Consider the following 23,104-nt stretch of genomic DNA (forward strand, 5'->3'; position numbering starts at 1 on the left):
GGCCTCATGACGACAAGTCCTTGCCATGGCAGATGCTTGTCAGGCGTGAACCCCGCGATTCCGGGCGGTATGACGCCGTACGGACGGGGTTGGTCCGCCGGAACACCGGGTCTCACTCACCGGCCTGCTCGTGCCGCTGACAGGCGGAGATGGTCCTCCCGTCGCACGGGTGGGCGTGGCGACCCGCGCCTTCTCGTTCGGCCGACATGCGCCGGGGCCGAAGGGGGGTCAGATTGGAGGTATCCGACCCACCGGACGGAGACGCCTCGGCGGGCAGGCTGGACGACATGGAGGAGCCAGTCATGACGACCCACACGAGTGCACCGGGTAGGCGCGAGGCAACACACAGCAGCGGTTGGCTGGTGTTCGCCGCCGTCATCATGATCTTCAGCGGCATCATGACGGTGCTGGGGGGCATATCGGCCATCGCCAAGGACGACGTCTTCCTGGCCACTCGCAACTACGTCTACGAGCTCAATCTCACCGGCTGGGGATGGATTCATCTCATCCTGGGCATCTTGATCGTGCTCACCGGCGCCGCCCTGTTCAAGGGTGCCACGTGGGCCAGGATCGTCGGCGTGGGGCTGGCCGGCCTCAGCATGATCGCGAACTTCATGTGGCTCCCCTACACACCGTGGTGGGCACTGGTGTTCATCGCCATCGACGCTCTCGTCATCTGGGGGCTGTGCGTCGCCCCCCGGCCGACGAGGGGCTGACGGCGGGACTGTCCCGTGGCACACGGAACAGCGACAGGGGAACTGCCGCGGCTGGTGCTCGTCGTCGGCGTCTCCGGGTCGGGCAAGTCGACAGTGGGGCGCCTCCTCGCTGAGCGACTGAGCTGGGCGTACCGGGACGCGGACGAGTTCCACTCCGAGGCCCACCGCGCCAAGATGGCCGCCGGTCATGCCCTCACGGACAGCGACCGGGGGCCGTGGCTCGAAGCGATCAGGGAGTGGATGGACCAGGTGATCGCGTCCGGTCGGCAGGCCGTCGTGACCTGCTCCGCGCTCAAGCGTGACTACCGGGACAAGCTGCTGACAGGGCGCCCCGAAGTTCTTCTGGTGTACCTGCACGGCTCCCGCGAGCTGCTGAGCTCCCGGCTGGCCGCGCGGCACGGTCACTTCTTCCCGGCAGGCCTGCTGGACAGTCAGCTCGCGGACCTCCAGGAGCCCGAGCCCGACGAACACCCGCTGGTGGTGGAGTCGGACCAGACTGCGGAGGCCGTCGTCACAGCGGTGCTTTCGCGTGTACGCGGGGAAGCCTCTTCCCGGGAGCCGCCGGCAGGCTCCCTCACGGAGCGGACCGTCCACACCTTCGTGGAAGACGGCGTGGGAGACGGCCCTGCCGCGTCCCCGAGCCCGACAGGCGTGTGGTGGCGGTTGGGCCACGGAGAGCAGAGTGCGGTGGTGGTCCAGCTGGGCGGCGCCCTGCGCGACTACACCGTGAACGGCCGACCGCTGCTCGACGGATTCTCCGCCGGATCCGCCATCACGGGCGGACGGGGCCAACTGCTCATCCCCTGGCCGAACCGCGTGGGCGGCGGGCGCTACCACTTCGGCGGCGAGGACCGGCAACTCCCGCTGACCGAACCGGAGAAGAACAACGCGATCCACGGACTGCTTCGCTGGACCCTGTGGAGGCTGCTTGCCCGCACGGACGATGCGGTGATGCTCGGCACCACGCTCTGCCCGCAGCCCGGATATCCGTTCCTCCTCGACGTCCGTGTCGAGTACCGACTGGGGCCCGAAGGGCTCACGACCACCGTCCACGCCACCAACACCGGCAGGGAGCCCGCCCCTTACGGAGTGGGCCAGCATCCCTACCTGACGGCCGGCACCGGCCTCGTCGACAGCGCCGTGCTGACCGTTCCCGCCCGATACCTGCTGCGTACCGACGACCTGGGTCTGCCGATCCGCCGAGAGCCCGTCGACGGCACCCCGTACGACTTCCGAACCGCCCGCCCCATCGGCGATCTGCGACTGGACACCGCTTACACCGGGATGGACCGCCTTCCTGACGGGCGGTCGGTCGTGCGGCTGGCGCATCCCTCCGGGTCGCGCGGGGTCGATCTCTGGCTCGGCGAGGGAACCCGCTACGTGCAGGTGTACACGGGCGACACCCTGGCCGAACCCGAACGGCGGCGGCGCGGAATCGCCGTGGAGGCGATGTCCTGTCCACCGGACGCCTTCCGTGACGGCACGGATCTCACCGTCCTGCAGCCGGGCGACTCCCACGTGCTCCGGTGGGGCCTGAGCCCATGGGGGTGGTCGTGACTCCGCCCACGGCCCGTCGGCGGCGACCGATATGACCACGCACGGCTTCCGGTCAACCCGTCCTCGACGGCCATCGCCCATGCCCTGCGGGCCGGCGACCACCTCCTGACCCGGCTGGGCTGGACGGAGGACCGTCCGCTGGGCCGTTAGGACGAAGATGCTCGGCCCAACGGCCCAATGGTGACGCTCCGAGGGTGCCGGCACCCACGGCCGGTGGTTGCGTGACTGTGCCCGGCTGCGCTGCCGGGCACAGCGCAGCCGTGCGCATCGAGGAGGCAGGACGGCATGGACTCCACCGTCGGAGCACCGCAGGGCGTGATCCCGGCTCGTTTGCTACAGGGACAGAAGGCGTTGGTCACCGGTGCGAACTCGGGCATCGGCAAGGCCACTGCCATCGGCTTGGGCCGAGCCGGCGCCGACGTCGTCGTGAACTATGTTTCGGGCCGCGAGGCCGCAGAGGAAGTGGCCGAGGAGATCGCCTCGTTCGGTGTGCGCGCGGCGGCCTACGAAGCCGACGTGTCCCAGGAGGACCAGGTCGTCGCCATGATGGACCGGATGGTCCAGGAGTTCGGCACCATCGACGTCCTGGTCGCCAACGCGGGACTGCAGCGTGATGCCCGGTTCACGGAGATGACCCTCGCCGAGTGGCAGAAGGTCATCGATGTCAACCTCACCGGTCAGTTCCTGTGTGCCCGGGAGGCGGTCAAGGAATTCCGGCGTCGCGGCGTGGTTTCCGAGGTGTCCCGTTCCGCCGGGAAGATCATTTGCATGAGTTCGGTGCACCAGATCATCCCCTGGGCGGGCCACGTCAACTACGCGTCCTCCAAGGGCGGTGTGCAGATGATGATGCAGACCCTGGCCCAGGAGCTCGCACCGGAGAAGATCCGGGTGAACGCGGTCGCGCCGGGGGCGATCAAGACGCCGATCAACCGCGATGCCTGGGAGACCCCGGAGGCCCGCGAGGACCTCCTGCGGCTCATCCCGTACGACCGGATCGGCGACCCCGAGGACATTGCCCACGCCGTGGTCGCGCTCGCCTCCGACCTCATGGACTACGTAGTGGGAACCACCCTCTACGTCGACGGCGGGATGACCCTCTTCCCGGGGTTCGCCACGGGCGGCTGACCGGCTCCCGGACTGTCACGAACGAACAGCGAAGGCGTCTATGCCCACCTCGCTCCACCTGCTGGCGGATGCCCCGGCGCAACTCCTGCCGGCCCGGGAACTCATGGCCTTCACGCTGGCTTCCCACATCATCCTGGTGCCCCTGGGCGTGGCCTTCCCGTTCATCACCCTGGTCATGCACTACCGCGGCCTGCGTCGCAAGGACGCCGCGGCCCTGCTTCTGGCGCGGCGCTGGTCAGCCGTCATGGCGGTGCAGTTCGCGCTCGGTATCGTGACCGGCACGGTGCTCTCCTTCGAGTTCGGTCTCCTCTGGCCCGGCCTGATGGGGAGATGGGGTGACGTCTTCGGCATCGGATTCGGTGTGGAGGCCTGGGCGTTCTTCCTGGAGGCCGTCCTCATCGCCATCTATCTCTACGGTTGGCGGCGGTTGAAGCCCCGTACGCACTTCCTGCTCGCGCTACCGCTCCCGGCCGCCGCGCTCCTCGGGGCGTTCGGCATCCTGGCCGCCAACTCCTGGATGAACACGCCACAGGGCTTCTCGCTCGACCCCGAGGGCAACCCGGTCGACGTGAACGTCTGGAAGGCGATCTTCACGCCGATGTTCGGGCCGCAGTACTGGCACTTCGTCGTGGCGATGATTCTCACCGCGGGCTTCATGGTGTCCGGGGTCTACGCCGTGGGATGGCTGCGGGGCCGCCGGGACCACTACCACCGGCTCGGCTTCGCCGTTCCCTTCACCATCGCGGCGCTGGCCACTCCCGTGCAGTTCGTCCTGGGCGACTCCATCGCCCGGTCGGTGTTCCACAAGCAACCCGTGAAGTTCGCCGCGATGGAGATCGTCTGGAAGACCGACACCCGAGTGCCGGAGTACCTCTTCGGGCGCCTCAACGAGAACGGAACCGTCTCGGGAGGCATCAAGGTCCCCCTGCTCGACTCGTTCCTGGCCGGATTCAGTGCGGATACCAAGGTGGTGGGCCTGACCTCGGTCCCGGCGGACCAACGGCCGACGGCCACTCAGGCGACCATCGCCCACTGGGCCTTCGACATCATGGTCCTGATCGGGTCCGCCCTGGTGCTGCTGGCCCTCTGGTACGGACTCGTCTGGCTGCGGCACCGCCGGCTTCCCGCCTCGAAGTGGTTCTACCGCTCCGCGGCCTGTGCGGGCGTCGCCTCCGTCGTGGCTGTCGAGTGCGGTTGGATCGCCACCGAGGTAGGACGACAGCCCTGGATCGTCTACCAGAACATGCGGGTCGCCGAGGCGGTGACCGCGACTCGCTCCACCACCCTGTGGATCATGCTCGGCGTGGTGATGGTGGTGTACGTGTTCCTGTTCGGCTCATTCCTCGTCATCCTGCTCAGGATGCGCACGCGCTGGCGCCTCGCCGACGAGCAACGGGCCGCCGGGGATGTGGCCCACATGCCGGAGGGGGACACTCCCTACGGGCCGCGGACGCCCATCCCCGCGGGTGGCGGTGGAGCCGCCCGGCCCGATGAGCGCCGGCCATGACCGCCGCCGACGTCATCGCCGTGGTGCTCCTCGTCGCCCTGGCCGCGTACGCCTCGGCAGGCGGGACGGACTACGGGGCCGGCTTCTGGGACCTGACGGCCGGCGGCACCGAACGCGGGAAGCGCCCCCGGTGGCTCATCGACCACGCCATGGCTCCGGTCTGGGAGGTCAACAACGTCTGGCTGATCTTCGTTCTCGTCATCATGTGGACCGGCTTCCCCACGCTGTTCGAGACCGTGTTCTCCGCGATGTGGCTCCCGCTGGCGCTGGCCGCCATGGGCCTGGTCCTGCGCGGCGCCGGCTTCGCGTTCCGCAAGCCCTCCCGGCGGCTCGTCGGCCGAAGGTTCTACGGCGCCATGTTCGCCGTGGCCTCGGTCGTCACGCCGTTCTTCCTCGGCGCCGCCGTCGGCGGTGTCGCGTCGGGACGGGTGGCGGCCGGTACCGCGGCTTCGGCGGACGCCTGGTCCAACCCCACCTCTCTGACGTTCGGGTTCGTGGCCGTCGCGACCACGGCCTTCCTCGGCGCGGTGTTCCTCACGGGAGACGCCCGCCGGTTCGACGCGCCCGATCTGGTCGGCTACTTCCGGCGGCGGGCGCTGAGCAGTCTCGCCGTGCTCACGGTCCTGGCGGTGGTCACCGGGTTCGTCACGCACGAGGACTCCCCGCACGTGTGGCACGGACTCACCCACGGCCTGGGACTGCTCTTCGTTCTCGTGGCCGGGGCGGCCGCAGTCGCGACAGGTTGGCTGCTCATGCGGACGCCCGGCACCTGGGTGCGCGTCACGGCGATCGGGGTCGTCGCGTCCGCCGTCATCGCCTGGGGCATGGCCCAGCGCCCGTACCTGATCCCCACCTCGATGACCGTGGCCGACGCCGCGGGCGCACCCGCCACGCTGACATGGCTGGCGATTGTCACCCTGGTGGCCCTCGTGCTCGTCATGCCGGCCGTCGTCCTGCTCTACTGGCTGGACACCCACGGTGAGCTGGAAGAACTCACCGACGCCGAGCTGCGAAGACCAAGCGGTACGGACGGTGACGGTGCGGCACCCGCAGGCTGAACGCCCGCCCCGCCCGACCTCCTCCCTCGCACCCGGACTCGAAGGAACCCACTGTGACCGACGACGAGATCCTTCTCGGACTCGCCCTGACGGTGGTGCTCGCCACCGGCTCGCAGATCCTGGCGAGCAAGCTGCGCCTCCCGGCCCTGATCATTCTGCTGCCGGTCGGCTTCGCCGCCGGTGCGATCACGGATGTCATTCATCCGGACAGGCTGATGGGGCCCGCATTTTCCGTCCTTGTGTCGCTGTCCGTCGCGGTGATTCTCTATGACGCCGGTCTGGGGCTCGACCTGCGCAAGCTCACCGGCAACACCCGGGGGATCGTAGGACGACTGCTGGTGTACGGGGTGCTGCTCACGTTCCTGGTCACCGCGTCGGTGGCACCGGCGATGTTCGACATGCCGTTGCGAGTGGCCGCGATGCTGGGCGTGATCCTCGTCGTCTCGGGGCCCACCGTCGTGGGCCCCCTGCTCGATTTCGTGCGGCCGAGTGACAAGGTGCGGCGCATCCTGATCTGGGAGGGGACGCTCACCGACCCGATCGGCGGCATCCTCGGCGCGCTCACCTTCCACGCCATCGCCAGCACGCATCAGGTCGATATCGGCCGGGGTTACCAGCTGGGCCAGTTCGGCCTCAGCCTGGCCGTCGGGCTGGTCGGCGGGGCCGTGGGAACCGTGCTGCTGTGGTTCACTCTGCGGGTCCTCCGGCTCGGCGAGACCCTCGGCACGCTGGCTCAACTCGCCACGGTGATCGCCGTGTCGGCCGGCTGCGACGTCGTGCGGGACGATACGGGGCTCATCGCCGCGATCGTCACGGGACTCGCCGTCGTCAACATCCGGGGGTTCGACATGCCTGCTCGGCGCCCCTTCTTCGAGACCCTGGTGCAGCTGATCATCGGGCTGCTGTTCGTCTCCATCTCCTCCACCGTCACCCCGGCGTCCCTGGTGCCGGTACTCCTGCCCGGCCTCGCCCTCATCGCGATCCTCGTCCTGGTGGTGCGGCCGCTCGTGGCCTTCGCCGCAACGGTGCGTTCGGGTCTGACCCGAGGAGAGCGGGCCTTCATCGGGTGGATGGCCCCGCGCGGCATCGTCGCGGCGGCCACCGCATCGGCGTTCTCGGCCAGCCTGGTCGACCGGGGGGTGAGCGGGGCCGCAAGAATCCTCCCCGTCACGTTTCTGGTGATCGTGGGCACCGTGCTGCTCTATTCGCTGTCGGCTGCGCCGATGGCCCGACGGCTGGGTGTCGTCAAAGCGGCGGGCACACGCGTCCTCCTGGTGGGCGGGGAGCCGTGGGTCGTCGACCTGGGAAGGGCCCTGCGGTCCGCGGGACTGGACGTGCTGATGTGGGCGGGGCTCGACGAGCAACGGGCCCTGATCAAGGCCGCGGGGCTCGACCTGGCCAAGGGCGATCTACTGGCCACCGGCATCAACCCCGGGGCGCGGCTGGAGGGAGTGGCGGCTGTACTCCTGGCCACCGACGACGACGACTTCAACGCGCTCGCCTCGGTCGTGATGGAGGACAACGTCGAGGGGCCCGTCTACCGGGTCGGACCACCGCACGACAGCCATGGGGTGGTCGCTCCCTACACCGGCGGCGACATCCTCTTCGGCCGCTCCCTCGTCCGTCACATCCTGGCGGAGCGCTACGAGCGGGGCGCCCGGTTCGTGGTGCAGCCCGCCTCCGCCCCGCTGCCGACCGAACACGACACTCTCTTCGTGGTGCGGGCGGACCAGCGGCTGGACCCGGTCACCGAGAGGCATCAGGCCGTCCCCGAGGAGGGCGACACCGTCGTCCTCCTCGGTTCCGTCCCGGCGGACGCCGGCCCGTGAATCGCGCAAGCGGGCTTCGTGCGACTACGCCCCGCCCCTGTGCGCCTCATTGAGCTTCGCGTCCAGGGTGATCGCCGCATCGATCAGCGCCAGGTGCGTGAAAGCCTGCGGGAAGTTGCCCAGTTGTTGCCCCGTCAGGCCGATCTCCTCGGAGTACAGGCCCAGGTGGTTGGCGTAGGTGAGCATCTTCTCCAGCACGAGCCTGGCCTGATCGGCGCGTCCGGCCCGTGCCAGGGCGTCGACGTACATGAACGTACACAGGGAGAAGGTTCCCTCGGACCCGCGCAGCCCGTCGGGTGACGCATCGGGGTTGTAGCGGTAGACCAGGCTGTCGCTGACCAGTTCACGGTCCATCGCGTCCAGGGTGGACTTCCACATCGGATCGTCCGGCGTGATGAAGCCGACCGTAGGCATACGCAGCAGCGAGGAGTCGAGCACATCGTCGCCGTAATGCTGCACGAATGCCTGCTTCTTCGGGTCCCATCCCCGGCTGAGTACCTGCGCGTAGATCTTGTCACGCGCCTCCACCCACCGGCCGCCGGCCGCGGGGCGGCCGTCGTCGTAGGCGATCCGCAGGGCACGGTCGAGAGCGACCCAGGACATCACACGGCCGTAGGTGAAGTCCTTCCGGCCGCCACGGGTCTCCCACAGCCCTTCCCCGGGCTGATCCCAGTGGTCGACCAGCCAGTCGAGAAGGGTGTGCAGCGCGGTCCAGCCCCCGTGGTCGAGATGCATACCGTGCTGGTGCGCGAAGTAGATGCTGTCGAGCGCCTCGCCGTAGATGTCCAGTTGCAGTTGGCTCGCTGCTCCGTTACCGATGCGGACCGGGGCCGAACCGCGGTACCCCTCCCAGTGATCCAGGGTCTCCTCGACCAGGTCGGATGAGCCGTCGACGCGGTACATGATGTTCAGCGGCCCGGCGCCGTTCCCTTGGCCGGCCTCTTCCTTCACCCGGTCGTGCAGCCAGCTGATGAACGCGGCCGCCTCTTCCTTGAAGCCCAGGCCCAGCAAGGCGTACACCGAGAACGACGCGTCACGGATCCAGGTGAACCGGTAGTCCCAGTTGCGCTCCCCACCCAACTGCTCGGGCAGTGCCGTGGTGGGGGCGGCGACCAGGGCGCCGGTCGGCGCGTAGGTCATGAGCTTCAGCGTGACGGCCGAGCGTTCCACCGCTTCCCGCCAACGGCCCGAATAGGTGGACTGGGCCAGCCACGAGCGCCAGAAACGGGCCGTCTCGTCGAAGAGCTGCTCGAACTCCGCCACGCGGACCTCGCGCGGCGGCCCGCCGGGTGACGACTCCATGACCAGGCCGCGCTGTTCCCCCGCCCGCAGAGTCAGAGTGAACCGCAGGTCCTTGTCACCCGAGAGGATGTTCAAGAGCCGCTCGTCCTGTGGTTCACGGACGGCGTGGACGGCGAGGTCCATGTCCGCCGAGGTGAACAGGGCCCCCTGCTCGGTGATGTGGAGCTCGTGCGGCTTGCGGCCGTAGTCGAAGCGCGGAGCGATCTCCCCTTCGAACGTCATGCTGCCCCGGACACAGCGCAGCATCCGGACCAGGCGGTGGCGGTCCGTGGGCGTCGTGCCGGTCACCGGCATGAAGTCGACCACTTCCCCCGCCCCGGCCTCGGTCATGAAACGCGTCACCAGAACCGCGGTGTCCGGGTGGTAGAGCTGCTTGGTGGTGTACGTGTCCGCGACCGGTCTGACGGTGAAGTGGCCGCCCTTCCTCCGGTCGAGCAGAGCACCGAAGACGCTGGGCGAATCGAAGCGCGGACAGCAGAACCAGTCGATGGTCGCGTCGGTGGTCACGAGAGCCGCGGTTTGCAGATCACCGATCAGGCCGTGGTTCTCGATCAGGGGGTAGTCGTCCATCGTGAGCCCCTTTCGGCCCCGGCTGACAACGATCGGACACCGTCACGCGGCGCATGGGCGGGCCGGGCGCCATCTGGTCAGCTTAGGCCCCGGGTGCCGCCCCGTCCTGGCGGGAGCGTCGCACCAGGTGGCGGCGGGGTTCTGCCGCTGCGCCGGGCCGACAACGGCTCTACCGTGAGGTGACGGCGGTCGCGCCCAGAGAACCGGCCCGCTGTCTCGTATGCCTCATGGGCAACGGACTCCTCCGGGTGAAGGGGGCGTGACGTGGGTGTCCTGACGTCCTGGGCGGCCAGATTCAGGTTGCGGCAATACGTCAAGGCGAGTCTGTGGATCGTGCCGATGTTCGGGTTCGTCCTCGGCGCCCTTCTCGCTGAGCTCGCCGTCGCCGCGGACGACGCGAACTGGCCGCCGAGCGTCTGGCACTACTCCGCGACGACGGCGAGCGGCGTGCTCACCGCCATCGTGGGGGCCATGGTGGCGTTGCTCGGATTCGTCGTCACCATCGGCGTACTCGTCGTGCAACAGGCAACCGGAACCCTTTCACCCCGCTACATGCGCCTGTGGTACCGAGACCGGCTGCAGAAGGCAGTGCTGGCGACCTTCACCGGAACGTTCGCGTTCGCGTTCTCCCTGCTGCGCACCATCGAATCCGACTCCATCCCCGACCTCGGGATCACTCTGGCCGGTGCGGCGGTGGCCGTCAGCCTCGTGCTCCTGCTCATCTACCTCAACAGGTTCACCCACAGTCTCCGACCGGTGGCCATCGCCGAGATGGTCGCGCGGATGGGAGAGGACGTCTTCACGCGCGGGGCCGCGGCGATCCGGGGCGCGGCCCCGCGCGGGGACGTGTCCGTACCTACCGACAGCCCGGTGATGCGCATTCGTACCGCTCGCGGTGGAGCCATCCAGGCGTTCAACGTGACCGCGCTGGTCGCGGAGGCAGCGCGCCACGACTGTGTCTTCGTCGTCACCCGGCTCATCGGGGACTTCGTACCGCCCGGCACCGTTCTCTTCGAGGTCCACGGGGGCACGTCCAAACCGGACCCTGACCGGGTGACCGCCCTGGTTGCCCTCGGGGCCGAGCGCACCATCGAACAGGACCCCGCCTTCGCTCTGAGGGTCCTCGTCGACATCGCCATCAGGGCCCTCTCCCCGGCGGTGAACGACCCCACGACCGCGGTGCAGGTCATCAACTACATCGAGTGGTTGCTGCACACGGTCGGCGCCACGCCCCTCCCCGCTCGTCACGTGCTGGCCGATCGCCACGGGCGCACCCGCCTCGCGCTGCCGGGGCGGGACTGGGAGAATTACCTGCGGCTCGCCGTCTGCGAGATCCGCGACTACGGAAGTTCATCCGCGCAGGTCTGCCGAAGGCTCCGTGCCCTGCTCGACGACCTGCTCGACGCCCTGCCGCCGGCGCAGCACGCGTCGGTGCGTGCGGAGATGAGTCTTCTGCGGGAGGCGGTCGAGCGGGAGTTCACCGACCCGGCCCGCCGGGCCATCGCGCAGGCGGCCGACCACCAGGGCATCGGCGGGCAGTACTCGTCGTAGGGTCACGCCTTGAGGCGGCCCCGGTCTCCATACGCCCGGGGCCCCGGCCGTAGGCTCGGGACATGATGGGTACGCAGTCTGGCGGCACCGCACGAGGGCCGGGACGCCCGCGAGAGGAACGGGTCACTGGAGCCGTCCTCAAGGCGGTCGTGGACATGGTCCACGAGCAGGGGATCGGGGCGGTCACGATGGACGCCGTCGCGGCACGGGCCGGCGTGAGCAAACCCGCCATCTACCGGCGGTGGCCCACCAAACAGGATTTGATCATCGCAGCCGCGGAAACCCGCATCGGCATCCTGTCAGTGCCCGACCTGGACGACTTCCGGGCGGAACTCCGCTTCGTACTCACCGCTCGCCTGGAGGCCTACCGGCTGCCGGGTACGGACCGGCTGATCGCGGGCCTCATCGGGGCGGCGGCCGAGACCGGCGCGGTACGAGGCCAGTACGCGGAGTACACCGAGCGGATCACGAGTGAGACACGGCGCATCCTCGAACGCGGGATCGCCCGCGGTGACGTGTCACCGGACACCGATGTCAGGGCCGCCGCCACGCTGGTGGCCGCGCCACTGATCTTCCGGCTGATCGGCGAGCAGGAGATGCCCGACGCCCGGTTCGTGGACAGCCTGGTCGATCTCGTCGCCCGCGCTGTCGGCCCCGTCTGCTGACGGCCTCCGCAACGGCGGCGGTTCCCGGCCTCACATTTTCGTGCCCTCATGCCTCTTGCCTCACTCCGGCCAAATAACGATACTCCGAGTATCGATTTCCGCCCCCGCCCGGAGGACTCATGGCCACCACCGCCCCCGCCCCCGCACTCGACAAGCCGTTGATGCACTACGGGAAGCGCACACTCGACCGCATCGCTCCGGACGCCCCGCAGCCCGACTACCGGATCCTGGACGTCTGCCCGCTCACCCCGCACATCGGCGCCGAGATCGAAGGCGTCGACCTCTCGCTCCCGATCGGCGAGGATCTCGCGGAGGAGATCAGGCAGGCCCTGCTGGAGTGGAAGGTCCTCTTCTTCCGCGACCAGCACGCCTTCGACCCGCAGTCGCAGCTCGCGTTCTCCGGCCTGTGGGGTCAGCCGGAGGCGAACCCCTTCTTCCCCAAGGGCGACATCGTCGGGGTCTCCCGGCTGGCCAAGGACGCCATGGCCGTCGGAACCGAGAACATCTGGCACAGCGACCACTCGTTCATGGCTGCGCCGGCGCTCGGCTCCGTACTGCGGGCCGTCGAGATCCCGCCCGCCGGCGGCGACACCATGTGGGCGGACATGGCTGCCGCCTACGACAACCTCACCGAAGCGATGAAGGCCCGGATCGACGGGCTCACCGCCGTGCACGACTGGGTGCCGAGCTGGGGTGCGCTGATGACCGACAGTCAGATTGCGGCACACCGTGAGAACCTGCCTGCCGTCGAGCACCCCGTGGTCGTACGCCACCCGCGCACCGGCCGCAAGCTGCTGTACGTCAACGAGCCCTTCACCACACGGATCGTCGGCCTGTCGGACCCGGAGAGCCGCGAACTGCTCGACGAGCTCGTCCTCCAGGCCCGTATCCCCGAGTACCAGGTCCGCTTCCGCTGGCAGCCCGGATCGGTCGCGATCTGGGACAACATCGCCACCCAGCACTACGCGATCAGCGACTACTTCCCGCAGCGCCGTGTCATGGAACGCATCGCCATCGCCGGCGTCCCGCTCTCCTGAACGAGCGCTCGGCCCCACCTTCCCTCTCCAGTCACCGCGGAGCCCTCGTGACCGACACCGATGTCGCACCCGCAGTCCCCGCCGGCACCCTGAACGCGCCGATCAGAACGCGGCGCCGCGCCTGGACCGTCACTGCCCTGCTCGTCGTCTTCATGATGATCAATTTCGCCGACAAGTCCGTGCTCGGCCTGGCTGCGGATGAGATCCGAAAAGACCTCGGCCTGTCCGCATCAGCCTTCGGACTCGCCAGCAGCGCCTTCTTCCTGCTCTTCTCGATCTCCGGTGCCGCAGTGGGACTGCTCGCGGACCGCATACGGCCCAAGTGGCTGCTTCTCGCGATGGCCCTACTCTGGTCCATCTCCCAGGCGCCACTGGCGGTGGGCGGAGGGCTCGCGGTGCTCATCACCTCACGTGTTCTCCTCGGCGCCGCCGAAGGCCCCGCCTTTCCCGTCGCCCAGCAGGCCGCCCTGTCCTGGTTCCCCAACCACCGACGCAACCTGCCCGGGGCCTTGATCGTCCTCGGCATCACTCTGGGGGTCCTGGTCGCCGCTCCCGTCCTGACGTGGGTGATCCAGAACCATGGCTGGCGCTCAGCCGTAACCGCGATGGCGCTCGTCGGTGTCGTGTGGGCGCTGCTGTGGATCCCCCTCGGCGGGGAGGGGCCGTACGCGGCCGCACCGGCCACCACGACGTCAGCCGACTCCACGGCCGGGGTGAGTGAGGGGCCGGCAGGCGCCGAAACGGGGACGGCCCCGCAAAGGACGTCGTACCGGCGGATCCTGGCGACCCGGACATGGATCGGCGCCACGGCCGCCTACTTCGGCACCTACTGGGTCATCGCCTTCGCCCTGGTCTGGCTCCCCTCGTACCTCCAGGACGCGCTGGGCTACTCCTCGGCCGGTTCCACCCGGGTGCTGATGCTGGTCTGGGGGCTGGGCGGGGTCGTGGTGCTCGGACAGGCAGGCCTGACCGGGTGGCTGCTACGCCGGGGGATCACGAGTCGGTGGGCCCGCGGCGGGGTCGGCGGCGTTCTGCTGCTCATAGGCGCCGCAGCATGCCTCGCCCTGCCGTTGGCTCCGGCCGGTGCCGTGACCGCCATGCTCCTGGTCGCGGGATTCGGGCTGGCCGGAGCGATGAGCAGCGTTGCCGTCACCACCGTCACGGAACTGGCTCCGGCGGATCGCCGCGGCGGCACCCTCGGCATCATGAACGCCGTGGTGACCACCGCGGGTCTGATCGCCCCGACCCTGATCGGGCACCTCGTGGACACCCGGGGAGCGGCGGGTTACCAGCACGCGGTCCTCATCACCGGCGCCGTTCTCCTGCTGAGCGGAGTCGCCGCCCTCGCGTTGATCGACCCGGAGCGCGACGCCCGTCGGCTGTCCGCGTGAGCAGGCGGGCCTGCTCCTCGCGCAACTCACGGAGCGGGCCCGCCCTTTCCTCCCCTACCTTCCGCAAGGATCGACTTTGAACACCAGCGCCCTCGACACCTCCCTGCTCGACCGCACCGTGGCCGACGTACGCGCCCATGCCGCGTCCTGGTGCGCCACCCCGCTCTCCGAACGCATCGCCCTCCTGGAGCGGCTGCTGCCGCGCGTCGTCGCGAGTGCGGCCGAGATCGCCGGTGCGGGTGCCCGGGCGAAGGGGTACGGACCGGGCTCCCCCTGGGCGGCCGAGGACTGGACCGGCGGGCCCTGGGCCCTGGCGCAGAACGCTGCCGCGCTCCTACACGTCCTGCGACGGATCGCCGCGGGCGGGGACCCACTGGACGGCAGGACGGTTTACGAGGAGAACGGCCGCACCCGCGTGGACGTCTTCCCCGCCACCGGCTGGGACGTTCTGCTGCTCAACGGGTTCACGGCCCAGGTGTGGATGCGCCCCGGCGTCACCGCGGAGCAGGCGCGGGCGCGCGCCGCGGGAGAGTACCGGGGCAGGCGGGGAGACCCTGGCCTCGCCCTGGTGCTCGGCGCCGGCAACGTCGCCGCCATCACCGCGCTGGACATCCTGCACAAGCTCTACGCCGAGGGCCAGGTCGTCATCGCCAAGATGAACCCGGTCAACGCCTATCTGCGCCCCCACTTCGAGCACGTCTTCGCCGAGTTCGTCGAACGGGGCTGGCTGCGCTTCGTCGACGGCGGCGCGGCCGAGGGCAGCTACCTCACCCGCCACGAAGGCGTCGACGCCATTCATGTCACGGGTAGCGACCGCACCCACGACGCCATCGTCTGGGGCACGGGCGAGGACGCCGAGCGACGCCGCCGTGACGACCTCCCGCTGATCGCCAAGCCCTTCAGCAGCGAACTGGGCGGCGTCAGCCCCTGCATCGTGGCGCCGGGCCCGTGGAGTGAAGCCGACTTCCGCTTCCAGGCCGAGCACATCGTCACCAGCAAGATGAACAACTCGGGCCACAACTGCATCGCCAGCCAGATCCTGGTCCTGCCGCGTGACTGGGACGGTACCGAGCGGCTGCTCGACGAGATCCGGAAGGTGCTGCGCCGGCTGCCCCCGCGCGCCGACTACTACCCCGGCGCCGCCGACCGTCTCGCCTCCGTACGAGCAGCTCACCCGACGGCGGAGGCCCACGGCGACGGCTGCCGACTGCTCGTGCCCGACGTCACGGATCACGACGACCTCCTCGTTCGCGACGAGGTCTTCGGCAGCGCCCTGGGCGTCGTACGTCTGTCTGGCGCATCCCCTGCCGAATTCCTGCGGCAGGCCGTCGACTTCGCCAACGACACCCTGCCCGGCACCCTCGGCGCCACCCTGATCGTCCACCCGAGGACGGAGAAGACCCATCGGGAGGCGGTGCGTACCGCCATCGCCGAGCTGCGCTACGGCACGCTGGGCGTCAACTGCTGGTCAGGGGTCGGTTTCCTGCTGGGCTTCACCCCCTGGGGCGCCTTCCCCGGCCACACGCGGCAGGACATCGGCAGCGGCCTCGGCTTCGTACACAACGCGTTCATGCTCGAGGACATCGAGAAGACCGTGCTGCGCGCGCCCTTCACACCCGCTCCGCGCGGCCTGGTCACGGGCGACGCGTCCCTGTCACCACGCCCGCCGTACTTCGTCACCCACCGCACCGCTCTCACCACGGTGCAGCGCCTCACCCGCTTCACGGCCGCGCCGAGCCTCACCAAGCTGCCCGCCCTCCTCGCGTCCGCGTTGCGGGGCTGACACCCGCTCGCCTGCGGCTCGCACCGACACACCCTACGGAGACCCCATGCTCAACCTCGCCGTCGTGCTGGAGAACAGCGCCCGCGCCCTGCCCGACCGCACCGCCATCGTCCTGGGCGACCAGCGGCTCACCTACGCGGAGCTGGACGCGGCCGCCAACCGCGTGGCGAACCTCCTCCGCTCGCGCGGTATCGAGCCGGGCGACAAGGTCGCCCTGTCCTGCCCCAACCTGCCCTGGTTCCCTATCGTCTACTACGGCATCCTCAAGGCCGGGGCGGTGGTGGTACCGCTCAACGTGCTGCTCAAGGGCCGAGAGATCGCCTACCATCTGGCCGACTCCCAGGCCAAGGCATACTTCTGCTTCGAGGGAGGCGCCGAGCTCCCGCTCGGGCAGGAGGGCTGGTCCGGCTTCGGTGAGGCGCCGGACTGCGAGCACTTCTTCGTCATGACGGCCGCTCTCTCCGGTGACTCCCCGATCGAGGGCGCCGAGTGCCTGACGGTGGCGCTGGCCGGTCGGAGCGGGAACTTCGAGACGGTGGCCACGGAGCCCGGTGACACCGCGGTCATCCTGTACACGTCCGGCACCACCGGCCGGCCCAAGGGCGCCGAACTCAGCCACTCCAACGTAATGCTCAACGTGCTGACCTGCCAGAAGCTGTTCGGCGAGGTGGAGCACGACGTGCACCTGATCGCGCTGCCGCTGTTCCACTCCTTCGGCCAGGTCGTGCAGATGAACGCCGGCCTCGCGTCAGGGGCGACCCTGGTGCTGCTGCCACGCTTCGACGCCCGGGCGGCCCTCGCCCTCATGCAACGCCACGCCGTCACCTTCTTCGCGGGCGTCCCCACCATGTTCTGGGCCTTGCTGGGAGCGGACACCTCCGACGTGGACGTGCCGCAGATCGCCAGGAACCTGCGTATGGCGGGTTCGGGGGGCTCGGCGCTCCCCGTGGAGATCCACCACCGCTTCGCCGAGCGGTTCGGCCTCACGATCCTGGAGGGGTACGGCCTCTCGGAGACCAGCCCCGTCGCCACCTTCTCGCCCCGGGGGGAACCGGTGCGCCCCGGCTCCATCGGACGTCCCGTCTGGGGCGTGGAGGTGGGCCTTGTCGGTAAGGACTGGACCCCGGTCCGGGGTGCCGACGCGATCGGCGAGGTAGTCGTCCGCGGGCACAACGTGATGAAGGGCTACTTCAACCGGCCCGACGCGACCGCCGAGGTGATGCGGGACGGCTGGTTCCGCACCGGTGACCTGGCCCGCCGCGACGCCGACGGATGGTTCTACATCGTGGACCGTGCCAAGGACATGATCATCCGTGGTGGCTTCAACGTGTACCCGCGCGAGGTCGAGGAGGTACTGCTCACGCATCCTGCCGTGAGCATGGCGGCCGTGATCGGCCTGCCGGACGCGCGCCATGGTGAGGAGATCAAGGCCTGCGTGGTACTCGCCCCGGGAGCGACGCTCTCCGAGGTGGAGTTGATCGCCTGGTGCAGGGACCAGATGGCGGGTTACAAGTACCCCCGTCTGGTCGAGTTCTTCGATGTCCTGCCCACCAATGCCACGGGCAAGATCCTCAAGCGCGAGCTTCGGGAGGCGGGCACGGCGGGGGCCGACACCGTCGTCATGGGGGAACGGGCCGCAGAACTGCCACAGGCGAACTGAGTCAGGGGGTTGGCGTTCAACCGACCGGCCGTATGCGGTCGTGCGGCTCCCGGCTCGTGACCTTCAGTGGCGCCATGACCGGGGCGCTCCCGGAGGGCCCGTGCGGCGTGGCTCCGGTCGCGGGACCTGGAAGGAGCGCGTTTGCTGGAACCGGCGGCGGGTGCTCCGTCGCTCGCGGCCACCCGCGGAGTGCTCTTTCAGGAGATCCGTATGGAACCTCAGCCCAGCAGGCCGGATCCTTCACACGGCTCGCCCTCTCGGGAAGGGCAACCGAGCGAGTTCGCCGATCTGCGGCGCCGTTTCGCGGAGCTGGAGGACGGCGGGAGACCGCGTCGGCATCAGTGGCGGTCGGTTCTGTCCGCTGTGCTGGTGATCCTGACCGCGTTGCTGTCCGTTCTGTCGGTCGTTGCGGTGTGGGCCGACAGCATGGTGGAGGAAACTGACCGATATGCCGAGGTCCACCGGCTCGTGTCGAGTTCCGCGTTCGAAACGCTGGGGACGGACGCCATCCGTGTCCCGCACCGGGCCTTGGACAAAACTCTGACGGGCGGGGCGGCGGCGTTGTGACGCTGAAGGGCGATCAGGTGGCCATCGATGTCGGCCCCATCGCGGGTCGGGCCAAGAACGAGCTGGTGACATCCGGCTCTTCCCGCGCCGCGCGCTGCCACAAGCGCTGGATCGGCGGCCTCATCCTGCTCACCGCCCTGATCGTCCTCGTCACCTGGTCGTATCCGAGCACCGAGGTGGTCATGTGGATCGTGGCCGCGTTCCTGGCCGCCTTCGCCGTGCGCGAATTCCTCGACGATGCGAATGCGGCGGACGGGACCGGCCGGCAGCACGGCGAGAAGGAACCGCGACCCTCATGAACGCGCCCCCGGGGAGTGGCCGGGGCCGGCGGCTCAGTGCGCACCACGTGTACCTGCTCCTGCCGCTCCTGCGTTCCACGGCCGTGGTGGCAGCGGCCGTCACGGCGTACTACCTGCTCCCCCTCGACCGTGATCTCGACCGGCACACCGCCGAGGGGCTCATCCTCGGGCTGTTGGGAATCGGCACACTGCTGGCCCTGCAAGCGGTCAGCATCATCGGTTCGTCGCACCCCCGGTTGCGCGCCGTCGAAGCTCTGGCCACCGCGGTCCCCCTCTTTCTGCTGCTGTTCTCGGCCACGTATTTCCTGTACGCGCACAGGCAAGGAGGGCACTCCTTCTCCGAACCGCTCAGCAGGAACGACGCCCTGTACTTCAAGGTGACCGTCTTCGCCACCGTCGGATTCGGTGACATCGTGCCCGTCTCACAGACGGCTCGGATACTGACCACACTCCAGATGGTGGCCGACCTCGTTCTCGTGGGCCTGATCGCGAAGGTCATGGTCGGAGCGGTACGGATCGGGCTGGAGCGACGTCAGTCCTCCACGGCACCCGAGCAGCCCGAGCCATGACGTCCACGCCCCCCAGTCCGGAAGGACGGAATCCATGACGGCGCCGAACGCCCACCCCGGCCCCTCCGGCGAGCCCGAGGGGGCCGCAGAGGCCGCAGAGGCCGACCGCTTGCGGAATCTCCTGCGTACGCCCGCATACACCAAGCTCCTGGTCTTCAGCGCTCTGATCGGCGTCCCGATCTCCCTGGCGGCCTTCTGGTTCCTCGTCGGCCTGCACGAGCTGGAGCACGTGATGTGGGCGGACCTACCGAAGGCACTCGGCTGGGACACTCCCCCGGCCTGGTGGCCGCTGCCGCTGCTCGCCGTCGCGGGGGTCGCCGTGGGGCTGGTGGTGACCCATCTGCCCGGCGCGGGCGGTCACGTTCCGGCGTACGGCCTGCACGCAGGGGGTCCCTCGGCGGCCGCCCTGCCAGGGGTGATCATCGCCGCGGCCGCGAGCCTGCCGCTCGGTGCCGTCCTCGGCCCGGAGGCGCCCCTGATCGCACTCGGCGGCGGCCTCGCCCTCCTCTTCCGGCATCTCGTCCGCGCCCCTGCCACCCCCCAGAGCACCGCACTGCTAGGTGCGGCCGGCGCGGCGGCGGCCATCGCCGCCATCTTCGGCAATCCGCTCATCGCCGCGGTGCTTCTGATCGAAGTGGCGGGCGTCGGCGGTCCACAGCTGTTCATCGTCATGCTTCCCGCGCTGCTGTCGAGTGGCGTGGGAGCGGTGGTGTTCACGGGCTTCGGACGCTGGACCGGCCTCGATACGGGCAGTCTCACCGTCCACTTCCCCACCACTCCTCCGCGTCTGGACACCGGCGACGTGGTGTGGTCGATCGTGCTGGGGGCAGGCGTGGGTGCGCTGGTGCACCTGGTGATCATCGGCGGTCGGCTGACCGCCACTTTCGTGTCAGTCTCTCCTCTCGTCCGGACCGTGATCTGCGCGGTCGCCGCCGGAGGCTGCGCCGCCATCTACACGGTTGTCACGGGCCGTTCCCCGGTCGAGGTCGCCTCGTCCGGCCAGGCCACGCTGGCCGGACTCGCTTCGGATCCACATGCCTGGGGCGTGGGCGCACTTCTGGCCGTCCTGCTGTTCAAAGCCGCCGCGTACGCCCTGTGCCTGGGCAGCCTCCGCGGCGGACTGGTGTTCCCCGTTCTCTTCCTGGGCGCAGCGGCCGGCGTGCTGCTCGCGCCACTGCCTGGCCTCGGAGTGGTCCCGGGCGCTGCCGCGGGCATGGCCGCAGCAGCCGCAGCCGCTCTGCGGCTTCCGGTCAGCAGCGTGGCCCTGGTGGTCCTGGTGCTCGGCAACGCCGAGACGATCCCCGTCGTGATCCTGGCGGCAGTGACGGCCTTCATCACCGCCGAACTGCTTCCGCCGGGCCCGTCGGCCGCGACGCGCCGCCCGCGCGAGAAGGCTGCGGGCGGCGACAGCGTGAGCGCCTGATCCTCTGTCTGCGCCATCTTCCGCGCCACCGCCTTGGAGGGGCGTCAGGCGATGCGCGCTCTGGGACACGCCGGCCGTGTCCTGTTCGAGAACAGTGATGACGGCACCGACGGCCGCCCGGAAGCACAGCGCGCGGACCTGCGACGGCTGCTGCTCGACGCGCTCCCGATGGCGTGGTCGTCGGGTTCACCGACCGGGCCCCCGCCTATTCAGGCCGGGCCGCGTGCTGGTGAGCCTGCACGATCGTGGAGTCCACCGACACGACCCAGTTGATGTCCTCGCCGGTGTCGGCCGCGGCCACCTGCGCGCCGTCTGGCCGGCAGGCACAGCGGGCCCGGTACTCAGGTCGAGGCACGCCCACCGATCGTCAGCTCGACGTCGTCTCCCATTCGAATGAACTCTCGAACCAGCCAGGTGCGACCGTCGATGGAGGTTCCGGCGCCCGTGGTGTAGGCCGGGACGGTGAGTACGGGGCCCATCGGATCCACGGTGCGCAACTCCGCCTCGGTGACCACGTCGTCGGCGAGGCGCAGTTGCAGTTCGATCGGCTGTGGTTCTTCTACGAAGGTGTGGGGGTCGGCCAACCCCTGGATGCGGCAGCGAGCACCCGGGAAGAGGTGTGTGTGGCCGCATACGGTCAGGAAGCTGTCCGCTTCGTTCGGGCCGGTGGAGGACTGGGGCATGACGGGGCTCCGGAATCCGCGGTGTCGATGGGCCCTTGGCAGTCTGGCGGCCGGACGGATGAGCTGCGGCATTGCACAGCCACGCCGCTCCCGCTGTCACCCGGTCGGAACTGCGGAAGGACCGAAAGGACGCGAGGGGCGGCCCGCGACCCGCACTTCCGCCGCCGCCTGGAGGCGCCGCTGTCCTTCGTGGACGCTGACGCTGACGACATCGCCACCGCTCCGGTGCATTCCGCCCGCCGGAGTGGTCGCCAGCCCCCGCGACATGGTCTGCGAGAACTCATCGGCAGAACTGTCCACGGTCAGTCACGAGACCTGTAGCAGTGGGCCGTGCGCACGTCCGCATGCGCCATCACGGAATCAACAGCTGCGTCACGCCAAGCCGGCGACCCGCCTGCTCTCTCGACGCTGACGGTCCGTCGGCTCGCTCGGCGAGGCGCCCGGCCTCTGGCCCAAAGGCGGTCCCAACGCCTATGCCCTGTCGCTGGCCCGCCGTGTGCCTCCACGCTGGCTCCGGTCGTCGACCACGTCGAGAAGGGCGACCCGTCGGCGGAAGTCCCCCAGTCCGTCCTCGACGCCATCGCGTACTGCCTGTTCTCGGCCGGCGCCGACTTCGTGCGTTGGGGCGTGTCGGCGTCGCCATGGACACGGTCTGCGTGCCCCGGCTGTGGATGCCCTGGCTCGGAGTCCCCAAGGCAGCGGCCGCACTTGGACTGCTCATTGGTTTCTGGATACCGATGATCGCCATGGCTGCGGCGGCCGGTCTCGTTCTCTTCTTTGGCGCCGCCATCGTGACGCACTTGAGAGCACGCGACTCCTCCTTCGGTCTGCAGTACCCGTTCCTTCTGCTAGCTACCGCCGCCTTGGCCTTGAGGGTTGCCGTCTGAGGATCGCCCCGTAACCGCTGACCCCGGGGTGAGATGGTCTCGGCGTGGCTGGTGTGATCACGGCGGCGGAGCCGTCCTGGATAGCCCCGTTCACTGGGCCAGGCCCCCGCAGTTTCGGAACGTCGGTGACCACCCTGCGCCGTGAAAGTGCGGATCCGGTGCCGCCGGTCGCCGCGTGATCTACCTCGGGTTTCTGCACAGCATCCGGGGGGCGCCGGACGGGTCGTCGCCCGGCGCGCACCGGACCATGACACCAACGCGCCATCCCCTTAGCGGCGGCTGTACTGGTGGCAGTCCTCAACGAGTGGCTGTGACCAGCGGATATACAGTCGGTCTCAGTCTGTCGGCGCGGCCCCGGCGCAGGCGTCGGCGATAGCCTGAGTGTCCCAGTAGAACGGCCGGACCTCGGTGATCTGCCCGTCCTTGACCGTGATCGTTTGCAGGATGGGGAAGCTGAGTTCACGGCCGGTCGCACGAGCGCGAGCACGGACCTGAGTGAGCACGACCGCAGTCTCACCGGTGGCAAGAAACTCCTGCTCCACCATGTCGAACGTCTCCCAGACCCGCCCCATCGCGAGGAAGAACTGCGTCATTCCCTTGTGCCCACGCCACGTACCTCCGTAGGGCAGAGCATCCGCTTGATGCAGCTCGACATTGGACGCGAAGAAGGGAGCGAGCAAGTCGAACGAAGCCTCGCCAGGGCCTCCGGCCGCCAGATACTCGGCCTCAGCCGCATACATGCCGGTGAGGACTGTCACTGGGTCTGTAGTGGATGACATCGTCATGGCGCCAGCATGATCAGCAAAGGCGCATCCCGCTCGCGGAAATCAGACATCGTTGTGCGACATGGTCGGCACTTTCACAACACGCCCTGGCTCTCCCTTAACTGGGTTCCGGGTTCATCCGCTTGCCCGGGGCCGCCAGT

Annotated in this window: 21 protein-coding genes and 1 pseudogene; 18 read left to right on the plus strand and 4 right to left on the minus strand. The window is 69.3% G+C overall.

Annotated elements, in window-relative coordinates:
- The first annotated feature begins 302 nt into the window (after positions 1-302).
- From AC07FA_RS33485 to AC07FA_RS33510, 6 genes are all read left to right on the plus strand, one after another.
- Complete coding sequence (locus AC07FA_RS33485; RefSeq protein ID WP_479080111.1) at positions 303-716, plus strand: DUF7144 family membrane protein; 414 nt, start codon at positions 303-305, stop codon at positions 714-716.
- 15 nt (positions 717-731) lie between these two features.
- Positions 732-2,273 (plus strand): gluconokinase, GntK/IdnK-type, encoded by a 1,542-nt coding sequence (locus AC07FA_RS33490; protein WP_479080112.1) that lies wholly within the window; start codon positions 732-734, stop codon positions 2,271-2,273.
- Between the two features lie 285 nt (positions 2,274-2,558).
- Positions 2,559-3,398: an SDR family oxidoreductase gene (locus AC07FA_RS33495; RefSeq protein WP_479080113.1), complete on the plus strand. Its 840-nt coding sequence runs from the start codon at positions 2,559-2,561 to the stop codon at positions 3,396-3,398.
- 40 nt (positions 3,399-3,438) lie between these two features.
- Entirely contained in the window at positions 3,439-4,905 is a 1,467-nt protein-coding gene (locus AC07FA_RS33500) for a cytochrome ubiquinol oxidase subunit I (protein ID WP_479080114.1), read from the plus strand.
- On the plus strand, positions 4,902-5,963 hold the full coding sequence (locus AC07FA_RS33505) for a cytochrome d ubiquinol oxidase subunit II (RefSeq protein ID WP_479080115.1): 1,062 nt from the start codon (positions 4,902-4,904) through the stop codon (positions 5,961-5,963). Before AC07FA_RS33500 ends, AC07FA_RS33505 begins: the two co-directional genes overlap by 4 nt.
- Before the next feature lie 53 nt (positions 5,964-6,016).
- On the plus strand, positions 6,017-7,792 hold the full coding sequence (locus AC07FA_RS33510; RefSeq protein ID WP_479080116.1) for a cation:proton antiporter: 1,776 nt from the start codon (positions 6,017-6,019) through the stop codon (positions 7,790-7,792).
- 24 nt (positions 7,793-7,816) lie between these two features.
- Here the strand turns inward: AC07FA_RS33510 and AC07FA_RS33515 are convergent, their stop codons facing one another.
- On the minus strand, positions 7,817-9,664 hold the full coding sequence (locus AC07FA_RS33515) for a glycoside hydrolase family 15 protein (RefSeq protein ID WP_479080117.1): 1,848 nt from the start codon (positions 9,662-9,664) through the stop codon (positions 7,817-7,819).
- Positions 9,665-9,928: 264 nt separating this feature from the next.
- On the opposite strand from AC07FA_RS33515, the gene AC07FA_RS33520 reads away from it, so the two are divergent.
- From AC07FA_RS33520 to AC07FA_RS33565, 10 genes are all read left to right on the plus strand, one after another.
- A complete protein-coding gene (locus AC07FA_RS33520) occupies positions 9,929-11,215 on the plus strand; it encodes a DUF2254 domain-containing protein (RefSeq protein WP_479080118.1) in 1,287 nt (428 codons plus the stop codon).
- 62 nt (positions 11,216-11,277) lie between these two features.
- The gene (locus tag AC07FA_RS33525; RefSeq protein ID WP_479080119.1) at positions 11,278-11,880 is read left to right on the plus strand and encodes a TetR/AcrR family transcriptional regulator; all 603 of its coding nucleotides are present in this window, start codon (positions 11,278-11,280) and stop codon (positions 11,878-11,880) included.
- Positions 11,881-11,999: 119 nt separating this feature from the next.
- Positions 12,000-12,917, plus strand: a complete 918-nt coding sequence (locus tag AC07FA_RS33530; RefSeq protein ID WP_479080120.1) for a TauD/TfdA dioxygenase family protein — start codon at positions 12,000-12,002, stop codon at positions 12,915-12,917.
- A 47-nt stretch (positions 12,918-12,964) separates the two neighbouring features.
- Positions 12,965-14,308: an MFS transporter gene (locus tag AC07FA_RS33535; RefSeq protein ID WP_479080121.1), complete on the plus strand. Its 1,344-nt coding sequence runs from the start codon at positions 12,965-12,967 to the stop codon at positions 14,306-14,308.
- 76 nt (positions 14,309-14,384) lie between these two features.
- Positions 14,385-16,091 (plus strand): aldehyde dehydrogenase family protein, encoded by a 1,707-nt coding sequence (locus AC07FA_RS33540; RefSeq protein ID WP_479080122.1) that lies wholly within the window; start codon positions 14,385-14,387, stop codon positions 16,089-16,091.
- A gap of 46 nt (positions 16,092-16,137) precedes the next feature.
- Complete coding sequence (locus tag AC07FA_RS33545) at positions 16,138-17,751, plus strand: long-chain-fatty-acid--CoA ligase (protein ID WP_479080123.1); 1,614 nt, start codon at positions 16,138-16,140, stop codon at positions 17,749-17,751.
- A 141-nt stretch (positions 17,752-17,892) separates the two neighbouring features.
- Entirely contained in the window at positions 17,893-18,318 is a 426-nt protein-coding gene (locus tag AC07FA_RS33550) for a hypothetical protein (protein WP_479080124.1), read from the plus strand.
- Positions 18,315-18,617, plus strand: a complete 303-nt coding sequence (locus AC07FA_RS33555; RefSeq protein WP_479080125.1) for a hypothetical protein — start codon at positions 18,315-18,317, stop codon at positions 18,615-18,617. Before AC07FA_RS33550 ends, AC07FA_RS33555 begins: the two co-directional genes overlap by 4 nt.
- Positions 18,614-19,186: a potassium channel family protein gene (locus AC07FA_RS33560; protein ID WP_479080126.1), complete on the plus strand. Its 573-nt coding sequence runs from the start codon at positions 18,614-18,616 to the stop codon at positions 19,184-19,186. The genes AC07FA_RS33555 and AC07FA_RS33560 overlap by 4 nt, the downstream gene beginning before the upstream one ends.
- A gap of 34 nt (positions 19,187-19,220) precedes the next feature.
- On the plus strand, positions 19,221-20,609 hold the full coding sequence (locus tag AC07FA_RS33565) for a chloride channel protein (RefSeq protein WP_479080127.1): 1,389 nt from the start codon (positions 19,221-19,223) through the stop codon (positions 20,607-20,609).
- Between the two features lie 205 nt (positions 20,610-20,814).
- Here the strand turns inward: AC07FA_RS33565 and AC07FA_RS33570 are convergent, their stop codons facing one another.
- Together AC07FA_RS33570 and AC07FA_RS33575 are read right to left on the minus strand one after the other, a co-directional pair.
- Positions 20,815-20,964, minus strand: a complete 150-nt coding sequence (locus tag AC07FA_RS33570; protein ID WP_479080128.1) for a hypothetical protein — start codon at positions 20,962-20,964, stop codon at positions 20,815-20,817.
- Positions 20,951-21,292: a hypothetical protein gene (locus AC07FA_RS33575; RefSeq protein WP_479080129.1), complete on the minus strand. Its 342-nt coding sequence runs from the start codon at positions 21,290-21,292 to the stop codon at positions 20,951-20,953. Before AC07FA_RS33575 ends, AC07FA_RS33570 begins: the two co-directional genes overlap by 14 nt.
- A gap of 641 nt (positions 21,293-21,933) precedes the next feature.
- Between AC07FA_RS33575 and AC07FA_RS33580 the strand changes: the two genes are divergently transcribed.
- Together AC07FA_RS33580 and AC07FA_RS33585 are read left to right on the plus strand one after the other, a co-directional pair.
- Complete coding sequence (locus tag AC07FA_RS33580) at positions 21,934-22,179, plus strand: DoxX family protein (RefSeq protein WP_479080130.1); 246 nt, start codon at positions 21,934-21,936, stop codon at positions 22,177-22,179.
- A gap of 44 nt (positions 22,180-22,223) precedes the next feature.
- Positions 22,224-22,340, plus strand: a pseudogene (locus AC07FA_RS33585) (IS5/IS1182 family transposase); the annotation flags it as partial.
- A 174-nt stretch (positions 22,341-22,514) separates the two neighbouring features.
- Here the strand turns inward: AC07FA_RS33585 and AC07FA_RS33590 are convergent.
- Positions 22,515-22,964, minus strand: coding sequence for a nuclear transport factor 2 family protein (locus AC07FA_RS33590; protein ID WP_479080131.1), 450 nt, complete (start codon positions 22,962-22,964; stop codon positions 22,515-22,517).
- Between the last annotated feature and the right edge of the window lie 140 nt (positions 22,965-23,104).

It is taken from the genome of Streptomyces sp. NPDC045968 (assembly GCF_056430475.1).

Bases quoted from the DNA above. Each gene is read 5' to 3' on its own strand.
- AC07FA_RS33575 (WP_479080129.1), bottom strand. From the start codon at position 21,292: ATGCCCCAGTCCTCCACCGGCCCGAACGAAGCGGACAGCTTCCTGACC.
- AC07FA_RS33590 (WP_479080131.1), bottom strand. From the start codon at position 22,964: ATGACGATGTCATCCACTACAGACCCAGTGACAGTCCTCACCGGCATG.
- AC07FA_RS33560 (WP_479080126.1), top strand. From the start codon at position 18,614: ATGAACGCGCCCCCGGGGAGTGGCCGGGGCCGGCGGCTCAGTGCGCAC.
- AC07FA_RS33505 (WP_479080115.1), top strand. From the start codon at position 4,902: ATGACCGCCGCCGACGTCATCGCCGTGGTGCTCCTCGTCGCCCTGGCC.
- AC07FA_RS33485 (WP_479080111.1), top strand. From the start codon at position 303: ATGACGACCCACACGAGTGCACCGGGTAGGCGCGAGGCAACACACAGC.
- AC07FA_RS33500 (WP_479080114.1), top strand. From the start codon at position 3,439: ATGCCCACCTCGCTCCACCTGCTGGCGGATGCCCCGGCGCAACTCCTG.
- AC07FA_RS33530 (WP_479080120.1), top strand. From the start codon at position 12,000: ATGGCCACCACCGCCCCCGCCCCCGCACTCGACAAGCCGTTGATGCAC.
- AC07FA_RS33580 (WP_479080130.1), top strand. From the start codon at position 21,934: ATGGACACGGTCTGCGTGCCCCGGCTGTGGATGCCCTGGCTCGGAGTC.
- AC07FA_RS33495 (WP_479080113.1), top strand. From the start codon at position 2,559: ATGGACTCCACCGTCGGAGCACCGCAGGGCGTGATCCCGGCTCGTTTG.
- AC07FA_RS33515 (WP_479080117.1), bottom strand. From the start codon at position 9,664: ATGGACGACTACCCCCTGATCGAGAACCACGGCCTGATCGGTGATCTG.
- AC07FA_RS33545 (WP_479080123.1), top strand. From the start codon at position 16,138: ATGCTCAACCTCGCCGTCGTGCTGGAGAACAGCGCCCGCGCCCTGCCC.
- AC07FA_RS33525 (WP_479080119.1), top strand. From the start codon at position 11,278: ATGATGGGTACGCAGTCTGGCGGCACCGCACGAGGGCCGGGACGCCCG.
- AC07FA_RS33565 (WP_479080127.1), top strand. From the start codon at position 19,221: ATGACGGCGCCGAACGCCCACCCCGGCCCCTCCGGCGAGCCCGAGGGG.